The organism is Streptococcus sp. HMSC10E12 (assembly GCF_001807855.1).
Classification (GTDB): domain Bacteria; phylum Bacillota; class Bacilli; order Lactobacillales; family Streptococcaceae; genus Streptococcus; species Streptococcus salivarius.
On sequence record NZ_KV791087.1, the window covers coordinates 180,463 to 197,361 of the forward strand.

The following is a 16,899-nucleotide window of genomic DNA, read 5'->3' on the forward strand; positions in this document are numbered from 1 at the left end:
GAAATTTTCTATACTCTTTTATTAGAGTTTGGAATGATTTGAATGAAAGAAAAGAGGCATTTTTAGAGTGCAAGATAATAATTTAATTGACGTTAATTTGACGTCTGAGATGAAGACGAGCTTTATCGATTATGCCATGAGTGTTATCGTGTCTCGTGCTCTTCCAGATGTTCGTGACGGTTTAAAACCTGTACAACGTCGTATTCTTTATGGAATGAATGAGCTTGGGGTGACACCTGATAAGCCGCATAAAAAATCTGCCCGTATCACCGGGGATGTCATGGGTAAATATCACCCACACGGGGATTCATCTATCTATGAAGCCATGGTCCGTATGGCACAATGGTGGAGCTACCGTTACATGTTGGTTGATGGTCACGGGAACTTTGGTTCTATGGACGGAGATGGGGCTGCTGCTCAGCGTTATACTGAGGCGCGTATGTCTAAAATCGCCTTGGAAATGCTACGTGATCTTAACAAGAATACTGTAGATTTTCAAGATAACTATGATGGATCAGAACGTGAGCCAATTGTTCTTCCGTCACGTATTCCCAACCTTCTTGTCAATGGTGCGACAGGGATTGCCGTTGGTATGGCAACTAACATTCCACCACACAATTTGGCGGAAACGATTGATGCTGTCAAATTGATGATGGATAATCCTGAAGTCACAACGCGTGAACTGATGGAAGTTCTTCCTGGACCAGACTTTCCAACTGGAGGCTTGGTCATGGGGAAATCTGGTATTCACCGTGCTTATGAGACTGGTAAGGGCTCTATTGTTCTTCGTTCGCGTACCGAAATTGAAACAACTAAATCAGGTCGTGAGCGTATTGTTGTCACTGAGTTTCCTTACATGGTCAATAAGACCAAGGTCCATGAACATATCGTTCGTTTGGCACAAGAAAAACGTATTGAGGGGATCACAGCAGTCCGTGACGAGTCTTCTCGTGAAGGGGTACGCTTTGTCATCGAAGTGCGTCGTGATGCTTCGGCCAATGTTATCTTGAACAATTTGTTCAAATTAACGCAACTTCAGACTAACTTTAGCTTCAACATGTTGGCCATTGAAAAGGGTGTTCCTAAAATCCTTTCCTTGCGTCAAATCTTGGCTGACTATATTTCGCACCAACAAGAAGTTGTGGTTCGTCGTACACAGTTTGACAAGGATAAGGCTGAAGCACGTGCCCACATTTTAGAAGGTTTGCTGATTGCTCTTGATCATTTGGATGAAGTGATTACGATTATCCGTAACAGTCAAACTGATGCTGAGGCTCAAGCTGAGTTGATGGCTCGCTTCGAACTCACAGAACGTCAAAGTCAAGCTATTCTTGATATGCGTTTGCGTCGTTTGACAGGTTTGGAACGTGATAAGATTCAAAATGAGTACAATGATCTCCTTGCCTTGATTGCTGATTTAGCTGATATTTTGGCAAAACCAGAACGTGTCATTGCTATCATCAAGGAAGAATTGGACGAAAGCAAGCGTAAATTCGCAGATGCTCGTCGTACAGAGCTTATGGTCGGAGAAGTCGTTTCTCTTGAGGATGAGGATCTCATCGAAGAAGAAGATGTTGTTATCACTCTTTCAAACAAGGGATATATTAAACGTTTAGCCCAAGACGAGTTCCGTTCACAAAAACGTGGAGGACGTGGTGTCCAAGGTACTGGTGTTAACGATGATGACTTTGTTCGAGATATTGTCTCAACAAGCACTCATGATCACCTTTACTTCATGACCAATAAGGGACGTGTATACCGTCTCAAAGGGTATGAAATCCCTGAGTATGGTCGTACAGCTAAAGGCTTACCTATTGTCAATCTCTTGAAGTTGGACGAAGGTGAAACCATTCAAACAGTCATTAACGCTAAGAGCGATGAAGCTTCTGAAAATAATCACCTTGTCTTTGTAACTCGCCAAGGTCTGGTTAAACGTACCAAAGAAGCAGAATTTAAGAACATCCGTCAAAACGGTTTGATTGCCTTGAAATTGAGAGAAGGTGACGAGCTAATCAATGTCTTCTTGACTACTGGTAATGAAGAAATTGTCATTGGTACCAAATTTGGTTACAGTGTACGCTTCAAAGAGGACACTATTCGAAGCATGAGCCGTATGGCTGCCGGTGTTAAAGGGGTAACTCTTCGTGATGGTGACCAAGTTGTTGGTGCAGCTGCCATTACAGAAGACCAAGAAGTCTTGATTATCACTGAAAAAGGTTACGGTAAGCGTACCTCAGCTACTGAATACCCAACGAAGGGACGTGGTGGTAAAGGTATCAAGACTGCTAATATCACAGAGAAGAATGGTAACCTAGCAGGTATTGTCACAGTGTCTGGTGATGAGGATATCATGGTCATCACAGATACAGGTGTTATCATCCGTACTGCCGTTGCTAATATCTCTCAAACTGGTCGTGCCACTCAAGGTGTTAAGGTCATGCGTTTGGATGACTCTGCTCGTATTGTAACCTTTGCTTTAGTTGAGCCAGAAGAAGTTGAACAAGCTTCCGAAGACCAAGAAAGTGGTGACAACTAATGAGCAAAGATAAGAAAAATAAAGCAACAAAAAAACGCCGTAAGTGGCTGGATATTCTTCGCTGGGTGTTGATTGTTGTTCTCTTGGTTGTTGGTTTAGCCTTGATTTTCAATAAGTCTATTCGAAACACAGTAATTGCTTGGAATACCAATAAGTATCAAGTGAGCAAGGTTTCTAAAAAGACTATTGAGAAAAACAAGGAAGCTAAGACGAGCTTTGACTTTGATACCGTTAAATCAATTAGCACAGAGTCTGTCTTACAAGCTCAGATGGATGCTCAAGAACTTCCAGTTGTTGGGGGTATTGCCATTCCAGAGGTGGGTATCAATCTTCCTATTTTCAAAGGACTTGGCAACACAGAGTTGACTTACGGTGCAGGAACTATGAAAGAAGACCAAGTCATGGGTGGTGAAAACAACTATTCACTAGCTAGTCACCACGTCTTTGGTATTGCTGGTGCATCTGACATGCTATTTTCACCACTAGATAAGGCTAAGGAAGGCATGAAAATTTATCTTACGGATAAGAATAAGGTCTATACTTATGTCATTAGTGAGGTCAAGGTTGTTCAACCAACTGAAGTAGCAGTGGTTGATGATACACCAGGCAAGTCTGAAGTTACTTTGGTAACTTGTACGGATGCTGAAGCAACTCAGCGTACAATCGTCAAAGGTGAATTGAAATCACAGGTAGATTTTGACAAGGCAAGTTCAGATATTATTGAGGCCTTTAATAAGTCATACAATCAATTTCAAAGTTAAGAAAGGGGCCTTAGGGCCTTTTTCTATGGAGGAAAATATGTTTTTTAATACAGTGCACCATGTTGCTATTATTGTTTCTGATTATGAGTTGTCTCGAGATTTTTATGTCGATAAACTTGGTTTTGAGATTATTCGGGAAAATCACCGTCCAGAACGTCATGATTATAAGTTAGACCTACGTTGTGGGGATATAGAACTTGAAATCTTTGGCAATAAGACCAGTGATCCGAACTATGTGGAGCCACCTAAACGTCCGTCTTATCCTGAGGCCTGTGGCTTACGGCATTTAGCTTTCAGAGTGACTAATATTGAAGAGGTTGTCAAGAGTTTAGAAGCAAAGGGAATTTCCTGCCAACCTATTCGCAAGGATACTTTTACCGGTGAAAAGATGACTTTCTTTGCTGATCCAGATGGTCTTCCCTTGGAGTTACACGAGTAGTTTTTTTGACCTTAATTTTTTAAGTCATGGTATAATAAATTCACGATTGGACTCATAGCCAGTCGTCCTTTAGGAGATTATGGAATAATATTCTATTTTCGAAAGGAAACACACATGAAATTGAAAAAACTTCTTGTTACTGGGATGGCTTTATTGGCTTCAGTAACAGCCTTCACCTCGGTTGCTCAAGCAGCAACATCATCACAAGTCCAAAAGGTTATTGATGAATCTTATGTTCAACCAGACTATGTGATGGGTTATTCATTGTCGGAAGAGCAGCGTAATGAAACCTTGAATTTGTTAGGGTATGACAGTAGTAAGGATACTAATGTCAAGACCTTGACGACATCTGCATATGCGAATATCATGAACGTTGCTGACGATTCTAGTCTTCAGCTATATTCTTCAGTTAAGATTGCTAAGCTAGGTGCTAAGGAAACCTTGAGTGTAGAGATTGTGACACCGCAAAATATCACGAAAATCACTCCAGATATGTACCGTAATGCTGCAACGACACTTGGTATCGAACATGCTAAGATTACCGTAGCAGCACCAATCGCAGTTACTGGAGAAAGTGCCTTGGCTGGTATTTACTATTCCCTTGAGCAAAATGGGGCTAAGGTCTCAGATGAAAGCAAAGAGCTTGCACAAGAGGAACTTAAAACCCTTTCTCAAATTAATGAGGAAAATTCAGGCAAGAGTGACTATGATGCAGACAAGCTTAATGTAGCTATGACTGATATTAAGTCAGCAGTTGCTGATAAAGGGGATAAGTTGACTGAAGACCAAGCTAAAACGATTGTTCAGCAGACAATCAATAATTACAACTTGGATCTTTCTGATACGCAAATTAACCTTCTGGTGAATTTTGCTATGAATTTATCTAAGTCTTCAATCATTGACAGTGCTAGCTTTAAGTCAACCTTGAGTTCACTTAAAGATTCTATCGTTTCGAAAGCTGGTAATACCTTCTCTGGAATCAACCTAAACTTTAATGCCAACAAAGCAGTTGAGAACAGCAAAAATATCTTTGCACAAATTTGGCAAGCTATCGTAGATTTCTTTACGGGACTTTCTAAATAGTAAAAGAGCTATCCGTTTGGATGGCTTTTTTCTATTTTTCAGAAAATATGTGAAACACTATTGAAATTATTCCAACAATTGTGTAAAATGGTAAACATCAATTCAGATTATTCTGAAAATTTGTTTTAGGAGATTCTCTTATGTCACAAACAAGTGTAACTAGTCAGTCTACCTGGCGTAGTAAAATAAAAGCAATGGGACCTGGTATCCTAATGGCTTCAGCGGCCGTAGGTGGTTCCCATATCGTTTCATCAACCCAAGCTGGTGGTTCTTATGGATGGGCCTTGTTAGGCTTGGTTATTCTAGCTAACCTCTTCAAATACCCATTCTTCCGTTTTGGTGCTGAGTATACCGCAGATACAGGTAAAACCCTTGTTGAAGGTTATGCTGAGAAAGGTAAATTCTATCTTTGGGTATTCTTCATTTTGAATGTCTTCTCAGCCTTGGTTAATACTGCGGGAGTTTCTATTCTTTGTTCAGCTATCATTGCTAGTGCCTTTCCAATGCTTGGTTTGAGTATTACCACATGGTCAATCATTTTGGTTGCAATCATTTGGGGTATGTTACTCTTTGGTGGTTACAAACTTCTTGATGGCATGGCTAAATGGATCATGTCAGCCTTGACTATCGCAACAGTAGCAGCAGTTATTATTGCAGCAATCAAACACCCAGAGTATAGTGCTGACTTCGTTGAAAAAACACCATGGCAGTTAGCAGCCCTTCCATTTATCGTTTCACTTCTTGGATGGATGCCAGCTCCAATTGAAATTTCAGCCATTAACTCACTTTGGTCAGCAGAGAAAAAGAAAACGGTTGATTTTAACACTGATGATGCCCTCTTTGACTTTAACGTTGGTTTCATCGGAACAGCTATTCTTGCAGTATTCTTTGTAGCACTCGGTGCTCTTATCCAGTATCCAACTGGTAAACCAGTAGAAGCAGCATCAGCTAAGTATATTGCTCAGTTTGTTGGTATGTATGCCTCAGTACTTGGTGAGTGGTCACACTATTTGATTACCTTTATCGCTTTCTTGTGTATCTTTGGTACTGTGATTACTGTTATCGATGGTTATTCACGTGTTAACGAGATTTCTCTTCGTCTTTTGTTTAACCAAAAAGAAAAAAATCAAACACCATTGAATGTTTGGATGACATTGACAGCTATTCTTGGTCTCATCATTATTTTCTTCTTCCAAGGTCAAGTAGCAATAATGCTTCGTTTTGCCATGATTGGTTCATTCCTTACAACACCTTTCTTCGCGCTTTTGAATTATGTACTTGTTACAAAAGCAAAGAGAGACCTTCCAACTTGGTTGAAAGGACTTGCTATTGCAGGTTTGATTTTCTTGTTCGGATTTGCCCTCTTCTTTATCTGGGCTTTGGCTATTGGTAAAGCAGGTTAATAGGATTAAACGGTTTACATATGGAAGCTGTTTTTTTATTTTAAAGGAGGGGAGTAGGAGAGATTATAGCCAAGAGAATACAAAAAAACCATTCCAATTGGAATGGCTTAACAACAAGATGTTGCTTATTTGAGACCGTATTTTTTGTTGAAACGATCCACGCGTCCGTCTGCTTGAGTGAATTTTTGACGGCCAGTGTAGAATGGGTGTGAATCTGATGAAATTTCTACACGGATAAGTGGATAAGTTTCACCTTCGAATTCAACTGTTTCGTTTGAGTGTTTAGTTGAACCGCTAAGGAATTGGTAACCAGTAGTTGTGTCCATGAATACTACTTGACGGTAATCTGGATGGATATCTTTTTTCATGTTAAAATATTTCCTTTCTGCCATGGTACTTTCCGCACCATAGTTTTTTAACTATTTTAGTTTATCAAAAGGTGGTCTTCTTGACAAGTCTTTTTTACTATTTTTTAGGAAATTCGCATTTTGTAAATGCCACTTGTCTGAAAGCATCGATTATCTTTATCAACGATGATAGCTTCAAGATTTGGTTGTGAACTAACTTCCTGGAAAATGCGTTCTAGACTTGAGCCAAATAAACGTGTCGTCCAAATTTCACCATCGACTGAGAGGGATGAAATGATGGTAAGACTAGCTAGATCACTAGAGACAGGGTAGCCAGTTTGACTATCGAAAATATGATGATAGGTTTTGCCATTTATTTCAAAAGTGCGTTCATAGATTCCTGAAGTGACAATAGATTGGTCTCTTATAGCAAGCACCATAAGATTTGTGTTTCTAGTCTCCTTGGGATTTTGAATACCAATCCGCCATTTTTTATCAGGATTATGGAGAGCTGGTCCAAAGGTTAGAACATTACCTCCAAGATTGATTAGGGCACTGGTCACTTTTTCCGCTTTAAGAAAATCTGCAATACGATCTGCAATATATCCCTTTGCCAGGGCACCAAGATCAATTTTCATCCCTTTTTCTTTGAGAAAAACGCTTTGATTTTCCTCGGATAGAACAATGGCATTGGGATTGATAATTTGCAGGAGCGGACGAATTTCTTCAGGCAGAGGCAACTTGGCATCTGAAAAACCAATGCGCCAAGTCTGAATGAGAGGTCCAATGGCAATGTTAAGGTGACTTCCAGGTTGGCAGCTATGCCATTTTCCAAGAGCAATAAGTTCAAAAAGCTCTGGGTGAACCGTCACCGAATGTAAGCCTGCTGCCTTGTTAATTTTCATGAGTTCGGAACTGTCGTCATTGGCTGAGAAGCGCTTATTGTAGGTATGTAGAAGTGCTTCAACTTGGTCTAGCAGGGGTTCTGGTTCTTTATGATAGATAGAGACGTCAATCACAGTTCCCATGAGACGTACACGACGATTAGTGAGTTGCATGGGCAACTGTATCCTTGATTTCTTGATAGATTTGTTCGTTTTCTTCTAAGCTGTAGGAATTGGCCCCACTAGCTAGTGGGTGGCCGCCACCATCATGGCGTTTGGCAATCTCGTTGATGACAATGCTTTTACTACGTAGACGGACACGGTAATGTCCTTCAGGCTGCTCTACGAAAATAGCCCAAGATTCGACACAATCAATACGGCCTGGAGTTCCAACAATGGCAGAACTTTCAGCATCAGTGACATTGAATTCATCCAAAATCTTTCGTGTCAAGACAACTCGAGCTGCACCATTTTCATCTACTTCTAGATTATCGAAAACATAACCTTGTAGTTTAGCAATTTTGAAAGGAAAACTGTCCATACGACGAGCCATTGCTGCAAAATCAAAGTCGTATTCACGAAGTTTAGCCGCGATTTGAAGTGTTTTAGGAGTAGTAGATGGAAAGAGGAAGCGACCTGTATCGCCAACAATACCATTGTAGAGAACACGAGCAGCAGCATCTGACAAGGAAAGACCAAGGCTGAGGGCCCAGTCTGTCACAATTTCGCTAGCACTTGAAGCAGTCGTATCAACAAGTAGAAGGTCACCGTAGGCATCATCGTTAGGATGATGGTCAATTTTGATAATGAAGTCACCTTTATCATAACGATCGTCGTCGATACGAGGGGTGTTGGCAGTATCGGTAACAATAACAAGTGCCCCTTCATAGTCTTGATCAGCTACCTCGTCCATCTCAGCAATCCAAGATAAGGTGGGTTCATTGACACCTGTCGCAAGAACCTTTTTATCTGGAAAGTTTGTTTTTAAAATTTCCTTCAGTCCTACCTGACTACCGATGGCATCAGGGTCAGGTCTTTGGTGGCGGTGAATAATAATAGTGTCGTAGGCTTTGATTTTTTCTAAAATAGCTTGAAATACAGTCATGAATGTCTCCTTGTGATTTTGCTTCTATTATATCATGAAACAATAGAAAAACGGTTAGCCTAGGCAAACCGTTATAAAAATTAGATCTCTTTATAGTCGACTTCAAGTCCTCGTTTAACTGCTGGACGGTCGGCAATTTTTTCAGTCCAAGCTTGAAGATGCTTGTATTCTTTAACATCAAGGAAAATACCAGCCTTATCCCAAATCTTATCTTGAGCAAGACGGCCATACCAAGACCAGATAGCGATATCAGCGATAGTATATTCATCGCCAGCAATATAAGGTTTGGTTGCTAATTCTTTATCAAGCAAGTCAAGTTGGCGTTTGGCTTCCATGGCAAAACGGTTGATGGCATATTCGATTTTTTCAGGTGCATAGTGGAAGAAGTGCCCAAAACCACCACCTAGAAAAGGAGCAGCACCTGTTTGCCAAAATAGCCAGTTGAGAACTTCTGTACGTTTTGCGTGATCAGTTGGAATGAGTTTGCCAAATTTTTCAGCCAAGTAAAGGAGGATGTTAGCTGATTCGAAGACACGAATCGGTTGGTCTTCAGAGTAATCCATCATGGCTGGAATCTTTGAGTTTGGATTGATTGAAACAAAGTCTGAGCCGAATTGGTCACCATCACCAATCTTAATACGATAAGCGTCATAACCTGCTTGAGTCACACCAAGTTCTTTCAATTCTTCCAGCATGATAGTTGCCTTGATACCATTTGGTGTCGGAAGAGTATAGAGTTGGAAAGGTTGGTCACCTTTAGGTAAAGTTTGTTCAAAACGTGCACCAGCTGTAGGTTGATTGAGGCTACCCCAGGCACCTCCCATAGAGGTTGGGTTTTCCCAAACTTCTGGTAAAATATAGTCAGACATAAAGTTTCTCCTTGTATTCTTGATAGTTACATCCTAACAAAATGCTAATGGCATTTCAAGAATCTACTACGTCCGATTAGGCGCGACACCTTGACTTTTTCTATAAGAATGATAAGATAGTAAAAATTAATTTTTATCTGATAAAAACATATTGTTTAGAGAGGAAGAAAAGAATGACTGCTATTGATTTTCATAAGTTGGCTAAAACAGAACTACACTGCCATTTGGATGGTTCACTATCGTTGGAAACCATTCGTCACTTAGCTGACTTGGCAAAGATTGAGTTACCAGAGGATGATGCGGAGCTCAAACACCATGTGATAGCACCAGCTACCTGTGAGAGTCTCCTAGATTATCTTGAGGCTTTTGATTATATTCGTCCTTTGCTTCAAACAAAGGAAGCTTTGACTATTGCGGCTTATGATGTCGCTAAACAGGCTGCTCTTGAAAATGTTATCTATATTGAAGTGCGTTTTGCTCCAGAATTGTCAATGGATAAGGGATTGACTGTCGCTGAAACCATTGATGCTGTTTGTCAAGGCTTACGTCAAGCTCAAGAAGAATTTGGTATTGTAGCCAAGGCCCTAGTTTGTGGCATGCGCCAATCAGATCAAGAATTAACGGCTCGTATTCTTGATGAAGCAAATGATGTTGGCAATAGTGACTTTGTTGGTTTTGATTTTGCTGGAGATGAGCATCATTATGGACCTAAAGCGATTAAACCTTTGATTGAACAAGTTCAAAGTTACAACCGTCCGATGACTTTTCATGCTGGTGAGTGTGGTTGCCCTGCCTTTTTGGCTGAGTCGATTGCCATGGGAATTAAGCGTAATGGCCATGCAACGATTTTGGCTCAAGAGCCCGAGCTTTTGGAAGAGTTTGTCAAAAATGGTGTCACAGGAGAGTTATGTTTAACAAGTAATCTCCAGACCAAGGCAGCTGTTACAGTTACTGATTTTCCTTATCTAAAAATGAAAGCGGCAGGGGCTAATATTACTATTAATACGGACAATCGTACCGTTTCTGATACAAACCTGACCAAAGAGTACGAACTCTATCACAAGCATTTTGATAGCTCAGTTCAAGACTTTTATGCTCATAATAAGACGGCAATTGAAGCTTCATTTGCCAGCGATGAGGAGAAAGAAGAACTTCTTGAAAAATTGGCTAAAGCCTATTCATAGGAAGTAAATAGACTATCGAAACTTTATAAAGGTGATAAAATTGAGCCAATTGGAACATCAGTCAAACCTATCATAAAAATAAGGGAGAGAGGCGAACTTTTTTCAAAAATTGTTCAGTCTCCCTCCCTTTTACGCTTGGAATTATGATAAAATAAGTACAATACATATTTTAGAGGAGACTGGTTTGGCACAACTTTATTTTCGCTACGGCACCATGAATTCTGGGAAATCCATTGAAATTCTTAAGGTTGCCTATAATTACGAAGAACAAGGGAAACCAGTAGTATTGTTGACCAGTCGTTTGGATAATCGAGATGGGGTCGGCTATATCTCTAGTCGTATTGGCATGAAGCGGAAGGCCTATCCTATTGGTGATGATACGGATATTTTTGGTTACATTGCTAATATGGATCCACGACCTTACTGTGTTTTAGTTGATGAGGCTCAGTTTTTGACCCGTGCGAATGTCTATGATTTGGCACGAATTGTTGATGAGTTAGGTATCCCAGTGATGGCTTTTGGTCTCAAAAATGATTTTCAGAACAATCTCTTTGAAGGTTCTAAATATCTCTTGCTTTTGTCTGATAAGATTGATGAGATCAAGACCATTTGTCATTATTGCTCGAGAAAAGCAACCATGGTCCTTCGTATGGAGGATGGGAAGCCAGTTTATGAGGGAGCACAAGTTCAAATTGGAGGACACGAGAGTTATATCTCCGTTTGTCGAAAGCACTGGTTTAATCCACCTCAAGAAAACATAATCCCTTTGAATAAGGCCTAAAAACGACTATTAGTTATATAAGGAGTAAAGATAACAAATGAATATTTATGATCAGTTACAAGCGGTTGAAGACCGTTATGAGGAATTGGGTGAATTGCTTAGTGACCCTGAAGTCGTTTCAGACACTAAACGATTCATGGAGTTGTCACGTGAAGAAGCAAATACTCGTGAAACGGTGACAGCTTACCGTGAGTACAAGCAAGTCATCCAAAGTATCTCAGATGCTGAAGAGATGATTAAGGAAGCAAGCGGTGATCCTGATTTGGAAGAAATGGCTAAGGAAGAGCTTAAAGAATCCAAAGCCGCTAAAGAAGAGTATGAAGAACGTTTGAAAATTCTTCTCTTGCCAAAAGACCCTAATGATGACAAGAATATTATCCTCGAAATCCGTGGAGCCGCAGGTGGTGATGAAGCTGCCTTGTTTGCAGGTGACCTTTTAGCTATGTACCAAAAATACGCAGAAACACAAGGTTGGCGCTTTGAGGTTATGGAAGCATCTTACAATGGTGTTGGTGGTATCAAAGAAGTGGTTGCCATGGTTTCAGGACAATCAGTCTACTCAAAACTCAAATATGAATCAGGAGCACACCGTGTACAACGTGTGCCTGTGACTGAGAGCCAAGGTCGTGTTCATACCTCGACAGCAACTGTTTTGGTTATGCCAGAAGTTGAAGAAGTAGAGTACGAAATTGATCCTAAGGACCTTCGTGTCGATATCTATCACGCATCTGGTGCTGGTGGTCAGAACGTCAATAAGGTTGCGACTGCGGTTCGTATGGTTCACATTCCTACTGGAATCAAAGTAGAGATGCAAGAAGAACGTACGCAACAGAAGAACCGTGATAAAGCCATGAAGATTATCCGTGCGCGTGTTGCGGACCACTTTGCACAAATCGCTCAAGATGAACAAGATGCTGAGCGTAAATCTACTGTTGGTACAGGGGACCGTTCAGAACGTATCCGTACTTACAACTTCCCACAAAACCGTGTAACGGATCACCGTATTGGTTTGACCCTTCAAAAATTAGATACGATTTTGGCTGGGAAAATGGATGAAGTCATTGATGCTCTTGTTCTTTACGATCAAACTCAAAAATTGGAAGAGCTTAACAAATGATTCTAGCGGATGTTCTGGCTGACTATGAGAAGCAGCTTGAGGCAGTTGGAGAAGAGCCAGAGGCCCTTTCCTTTGTTTATCGTGGTTTGAAGCAGTGGGACTTGACTCATTTTGTTCTTCAATTGCGTCAGGAAGTTTCAGAGGAAGATGCTGAGCTATTAGCTCATGTATTTAGCCAACTAAAGAATCACAAGCCTGCCCAGTATATCTTGGGCTATGAAGACTTTCATGGTTTACGTTTTCAGGTTGATGAGCGTGTCTTGATTCCACGTCCTGAAACTGAAGAACTAGTGGACTTGATTTTAGCGGAAAATCCAAGCACAGATTTTAAGGTTCTTGATATTGGAACTGGGAGTGGTGCTATTTCGGTATCTCTGAAAAAGAGTCGCCCCCTTTGGCAAGTAACAGCTAGTGACTTGTCAGCTGATGCCTTAGTACTTGCTAAGGAGAATGCTAAGCTAAATCAGGTAGCCATCAGCTTTGTTCAATCAGATGTTTTCAAAAATATTTCTGGTAGTTTTGATATCATTGTGTCAAACCCTCCCTATATTTCTGAAAACGATAAGGACGAAGTTGGGGTCAATGTCTTGGCGAGCGAGCCAAAGATGGCCTTGTTTGCTGATGAAGAGGGACTTGCCATTTATAGACAGATTATTGAGGAGGCATATAAGTATTTGACTCCTAGTGGAAAGCTCTACTTTGAAATCGGCTATAAGCAGGGAATGGATTTGAAAAAGCTCTTGTCTCTACATTTTCCAGATAAGCGAGTGCGTGTCCTTAAGGACCAATTTGGACAAGATAGAATGGTCGTGATGGATGATGAAAAATAAGAAAGTGTTAAGAGAAATCTTGTCTGACGGTGGCGCAGTCGTTCTTCCTACAGAGACTGTCTATGGTTTATTTGCTAAGGCTTTGGATGAGAGTGCTGTGAACCATGTCTATGAGCTGAAAAATCGTCCTAGAGATAAAGCCATGAATTTGAATGTCGCTTCTTATGAAGATATCCTGTCTTATTCGAAAGAGCAGCCCGACTATCTCAAAAAAATTTATGATGCTTTTTTGCCTGGACCTTTGACTATAATTTTAAAGGCTAATGACCAAGTACCCAAGTGGATTAATTCAGGATTGGCGACGGTTGGCTTCCGTTTGCCAGACCATCCTGTTACTAGAGAACTGATTCAAGCAGAAGGGCCTTTGATTGGTCCCTCAGCCAATAAGTCTGGGAAGGCTAGTGGTCGTTATTTTGACCAAATAAGAGACCAATTTGATTTTCAGGTGACTGGCTATCAAGATGATGATGCCTTGTTAGGTGTAGATTCGACAATTTTGGATTTGTCGGTCTCACCTGCTAGGATTCTCAGACAAGGGAAGATTACAAAAGAAGACCTATTGGCGGCTCTACCCGAGTTGACCATAGAATAAATGACTAACAGAGACCTATGGAAGTGTGAGATAATTTCCGACTGTATGTGGGTGAGTTGATTGAACCCCATTAGACCTCAAAGGAGACCTCTATGATTTTTGATAAAGAAGATTACAAAGCATTTGACCCTGAACTATGGAACGCCATCGATGCCGAGGCTGAACGTCAGCAAAACAATATTGAGTTGATTGCCTCTGAGAACGTGGTATCTAAAGCTGTAATGGCTGCTCAAGGAACACTCTTGACTAACAAGTATGCAGAAGGCTATCCAGGTAAACGTTACTATGGTGGTACAGACGTGATTGATGTGGTTGAGTCACTTGCTATTGAGCGTGCCAAAGAACTTTTTGGAGCAAAATTTGCCAATGTGCAACCTCACTCAGGTAGCCAAGCTAATGCAGCAGTTTACATGTCTTTGATTCAACCAGGTGATACGGTTATGGGAATGGATTTGTCAGCGGGTGGTCACTTGACACATGGTGCACCAGTTAGCTTCTCTGGTAAGACCTATAACTTTGTGGCTTACAACGTTGATAAAGAAACTGAACTTCTTGATTACGATGCTATTCTGGCTCAAGCTAAAGAAGTACAACCAAAACTCATCGTGGCTGGGGCTTCAGCTTACTCACGTATCATTGATTTTGCTAAATTCCGTGAAATTGCTGATGCTGTAGGTGCCTACCTCATGGTAGATATGGCTCACATTGCTGGTCTTGTAGCCTCTGGTCATCATCCAAGTCCAGTTCCTCATGCACATGTGACAACAACAACAACCCACAAGACACTTCGTGGTCCTCGTGGAGGTTTGATTTTGACTGATGATGAAGATATCGCTAAGAAATTGAATTCTGCGGTTTTCCCTGGTTTGCAAGGTGGACCATTGGAACACGTTATTGCTGCTAAGGCTGTTGCTCTTAAAGAAGCACTTGATCCTGCCTTTAAGGAATATGGTGAAAATGTTATCAAGAATGCTGCTGCCATGGCGGATGTTTTCAATCAACATCCAGATTTCCGTGTTATCTCAGGTGGAACTAACAATCACCTCTTCTTGGTTGATGTGACTAAAGTTGTTGAAAATGGTAAAGTTGCACAAAACGTTCTTGAAGAAGTTAATATTACTTTGAACAAGAATGGTATTCCTTACGAGCAATTGTCTCCATTCAAGACATCTGGTATCCGTGTTGGTAGTCCAGCCATTACAAGTCGTGGTATGGGTGAAGCTGAGAGCCGTAAAATTGCTGAATTAATGGTTGAAGCTTTGGAAAATCACGATAAACCTGAAGTTTTGGAACGCATTCGTGGAGAAGTTAAAGCTCTTACAGATGCCTTCCCACTCTATTAAAAACTATGTTAGATTTATATATTAAACGCATTATCATTCACCAGTTTTCGCCAAATGATACGGAGCTGGTTTTAGCCGAAGGGTCTCTTGAAATAACGCCACGCTTAGATGAGTATTTTCGAAAAAAACTCTCTAAAGTTTTCTCAGATGAGGCTAAACGTGGTTATTTCGATGCAGAGAATGTTTTCATCAGTCATTTAGGAGATGATTTGATGGAAAGCTCAGTCAAGATTGCCCAACTTTGGAAGGAAGAATTTGTCATTTCTGAAGATCAAAAGACCAATGATTTGGTCTTTATTCAGTTTGATAAAGAAGGGCAAGAATATTTTGCTTTCTTGCGTATTGCTCTCAAGGACAGTTTGATTCATTCTTTGGGAGATAGTCAGCATCCTATTCAATTGTCACAAAATAATTTGCCATCTGCGGCCCAGACACCTGATGAAGCTTTGGTAATCAATCGTAGTAGTAAGCAGTATTATTTGATTGAAAAGCGAATCAAGCATAATGGAAGCTTTGCCAATTATTTCTCTGAAAATCTCTTGCAGGTCCAGCCTGAACAATCTGTCAAAAAATCAATTAAGATGCTTGAAGATACTGCTCAGAAGATTGCTGAGAATTTTAATCAGGATGACTTTAACTTCCAAGGAAAAATGAAATCAGCTATTTTTAATAACCTGGAAGAAGATCAAGAGTTGTCACCTGAAAAATTGGCGGACCAGCTCTTTGATAATAATTTGACGGCTCGTTTGACTTTCGTTGATGAACTCAAAGAGGCCATACCTGAACCTATCTCAGTATCAGATATTGACCATTCACGTCAAATTAAGAAATTGGAGAATCAAAAATTATCGTTATCGAACGGAATTGAGTTAATCGTGCCTAATAATGTTTATCAAGATGCTGATAGTGTTGAATTTATTCAAAATCCTGATGGCACCTACTCTATTCTCATCAAAAATATCGAGGATATCATCAATAAATAATATGTTTAAATGGATAAGACGTCTGGCGGTTTTTGTCGTAGTCCTCATCATAGGTATCCAATGTTATCGAATCCATGCCAATATTCAACATGTCTTAACCTATGAATCCATGGTTAAGGAGGTTTTGGCTGAAGACGACATTGATAATACAACCAATGTTGATTTGGTGTTGGCTATGATCTACACAGAAACCAAGGGGAAGACAGATGACGTGATGCAGTCCAGTGAAAGTTCTACAGGGGTGACTAACTCCATCACAGATCGAAAAGAAAGTATTCGTCAAGGGGTGACGGTGCTGTCGGAAAATCTGGAAGAAGCTGCCCACCATAAGGTGGATCCTTGGACAGCAGTACAAGCCTATAATTTTGGTAAGGCCTATATTGATTATGTGGCTGATAATGGTGGAGTGAACACCGTCGAACTCGCAAAGGCTTACTCTAAAAATGTCGTTGCTCCGAGTCTAGGAAACACTAGCGGGCAAACATACACCTATTACCAACCGGTTGCCATGTACTATGGTGGCGGAAAACTTTATACAAATGGCGGAAATATTTACTACGCTAAGGAAGTACAGTTTAATCTCTTTTTGATGCGTATGTTCTCGCGCCTCTAAGAGTAAGGACGTTAAACTTAGGAAAGACA

At 40.6% G+C, this 16,899-nt stretch carries 17 protein-coding genes; 13 read left to right on the forward strand and 4 right to left on the reverse strand.

Going from position 1 to position 16,899, the window contains the following annotated elements; genetic code table 11:
• The first annotated feature begins 67 nt into the window (after window positions 1-67).
• The 5 genes from gyrA to HMPREF3112_RS04040 all read left to right on the forward strand — a co-directional run bounded on the left by gyrA (window position 68) and on the right by HMPREF3112_RS04040 (window position 6,222).
• On the forward strand, window positions 68-2,536 hold the full coding sequence (gyrA, locus tag HMPREF3112_RS04020; RefSeq protein ID WP_070438273.1) for a DNA gyrase subunit A: 2,469 nt from the start codon (window positions 68-70) through the stop codon (window positions 2,534-2,536).
• Entirely contained in the window at window positions 2,536-3,297 is a 762-nt protein-coding gene (locus HMPREF3112_RS04025; RefSeq protein ID WP_004182361.1) for a class A sortase, read from the forward strand. The genes gyrA and HMPREF3112_RS04025 overlap by 1 nt, the downstream gene beginning before the upstream one ends.
• Before the next feature lie 37 nt (window positions 3,298-3,334).
• Window positions 3,335-3,736, forward strand: a complete 402-nt coding sequence (locus tag HMPREF3112_RS04030) for an SMU1112c/YaeR family gloxylase I-like metalloprotein (protein WP_022496718.1) — start codon at window positions 3,335-3,337, stop codon at window positions 3,734-3,736.
• Window positions 3,737-3,850: 114 nt separating this feature from the next.
• A complete protein-coding gene (locus HMPREF3112_RS04035; RefSeq protein WP_013990439.1) occupies window positions 3,851-4,819 on the forward strand; it encodes a DUF1002 domain-containing protein in 969 nt (322 codons plus the stop codon).
• A gap of 140 nt (window positions 4,820-4,959) precedes the next feature.
• Window positions 4,960-6,222 (forward strand): NRAMP family divalent metal transporter, encoded by a 1,263-nt coding sequence (locus tag HMPREF3112_RS04040; RefSeq protein ID WP_070438276.1) that lies wholly within the window; start codon window positions 4,960-4,962, stop codon window positions 6,220-6,222.
• Between the two features lie 125 nt (window positions 6,223-6,347).
• On the opposite strand, the gene HMPREF3112_RS04045 is transcribed toward HMPREF3112_RS04040, so the two are convergent.
• The 4 genes from HMPREF3112_RS04045 to yghU all read right to left on the reverse strand — a co-directional run bounded on the left by HMPREF3112_RS04045 (window position 6,348) and on the right by yghU (window position 9,427).
• Window positions 6,348-6,590, reverse strand: a complete 243-nt coding sequence (locus HMPREF3112_RS04045) for a type B 50S ribosomal protein L31 (protein WP_003093591.1) — start codon at window positions 6,588-6,590, stop codon at window positions 6,348-6,350.
• Window positions 6,591-6,694: 104 nt separating this feature from the next.
• On the reverse strand, window positions 6,695-7,627 hold the full coding sequence (locus HMPREF3112_RS04050) for an FAD:protein FMN transferase (RefSeq protein ID WP_048675500.1): 933 nt from the start codon (window positions 7,625-7,627) through the stop codon (window positions 6,695-6,697).
• On the reverse strand, window positions 7,614-8,558 hold the full coding sequence (locus HMPREF3112_RS04055; protein WP_048675503.1) for a DHH family phosphoesterase: 945 nt from the start codon (window positions 8,556-8,558) through the stop codon (window positions 7,614-7,616). The genes HMPREF3112_RS04050 and HMPREF3112_RS04055 overlap by 14 nt, the downstream gene beginning before the upstream one ends.
• A gap of 80 nt (window positions 8,559-8,638) precedes the next feature.
• A complete protein-coding gene (gene yghU, locus HMPREF3112_RS04060) occupies window positions 8,639-9,427 on the reverse strand; it encodes a glutathione-dependent disulfide-bond oxidoreductase (RefSeq protein WP_070438278.1) in 789 nt (262 codons plus the stop codon).
• Window positions 9,428-9,600: 173 nt separating this feature from the next.
• Here yghU and add point away from each other — a divergent pair, with 173 nt between their 5' ends.
• From add to HMPREF3112_RS04100, 8 genes are all read left to right on the forward strand, one after another.
• Window positions 9,601-10,611, forward strand: a complete 1,011-nt coding sequence (gene add / locus HMPREF3112_RS04065; RefSeq protein ID WP_070438282.1) for an adenosine deaminase — start codon at window positions 9,601-9,603, stop codon at window positions 10,609-10,611.
• Between the two features lie 184 nt (window positions 10,612-10,795).
• Window positions 10,796-11,392: a thymidine kinase gene (locus tag HMPREF3112_RS04070; protein WP_048675509.1), complete on the forward strand. Its 597-nt coding sequence runs from the start codon at window positions 10,796-10,798 to the stop codon at window positions 11,390-11,392.
• Between the two features lie 37 nt (window positions 11,393-11,429).
• Window positions 11,430-12,509, forward strand: coding sequence for a peptide chain release factor 1 (gene prfA / locus HMPREF3112_RS04075; RefSeq protein ID WP_004182370.1), 1,080 nt, complete (start codon window positions 11,430-11,432; stop codon window positions 12,507-12,509).
• Window positions 12,506-13,339: a peptide chain release factor N(5)-glutamine methyltransferase gene (prmC, locus tag HMPREF3112_RS04080; protein ID WP_022496713.1), complete on the forward strand. Its 834-nt coding sequence runs from the start codon at window positions 12,506-12,508 to the stop codon at window positions 13,337-13,339. The genes prfA and prmC overlap by 4 nt, the downstream gene beginning before the upstream one ends.
• A complete protein-coding gene (locus tag HMPREF3112_RS04085) occupies window positions 13,326-13,931 on the forward strand; it encodes an L-threonylcarbamoyladenylate synthase (protein WP_048675511.1) in 606 nt (201 codons plus the stop codon). The genes prmC and HMPREF3112_RS04085 overlap by 14 nt, the downstream gene beginning before the upstream one ends.
• A 92-nt stretch (window positions 13,932-14,023) precedes the next feature.
• Window positions 14,024-15,274, forward strand: a complete 1,251-nt coding sequence (glyA, locus tag HMPREF3112_RS04090; RefSeq protein WP_002891158.1) for a serine hydroxymethyltransferase — start codon at window positions 14,024-14,026, stop codon at window positions 15,272-15,274.
• A 5-nt stretch (window positions 15,275-15,279) separates the two neighbouring features.
• The gene (locus tag HMPREF3112_RS04095) at window positions 15,280-16,257 is read left to right on the forward strand and encodes a nucleoid-associated protein (RefSeq protein ID WP_070438284.1); all 978 of its coding nucleotides are present in this window, start codon (window positions 15,280-15,282) and stop codon (window positions 16,255-16,257) included.
• 1 nt (window position 16,258) lies between these two features.
• Complete coding sequence (locus HMPREF3112_RS04100; protein WP_037597899.1) at window positions 16,259-16,870, forward strand: lysozyme family protein; 612 nt, start codon at window positions 16,259-16,261, stop codon at window positions 16,868-16,870.
• Window positions 16,871-16,899: the final 29 nt, after the last annotated feature.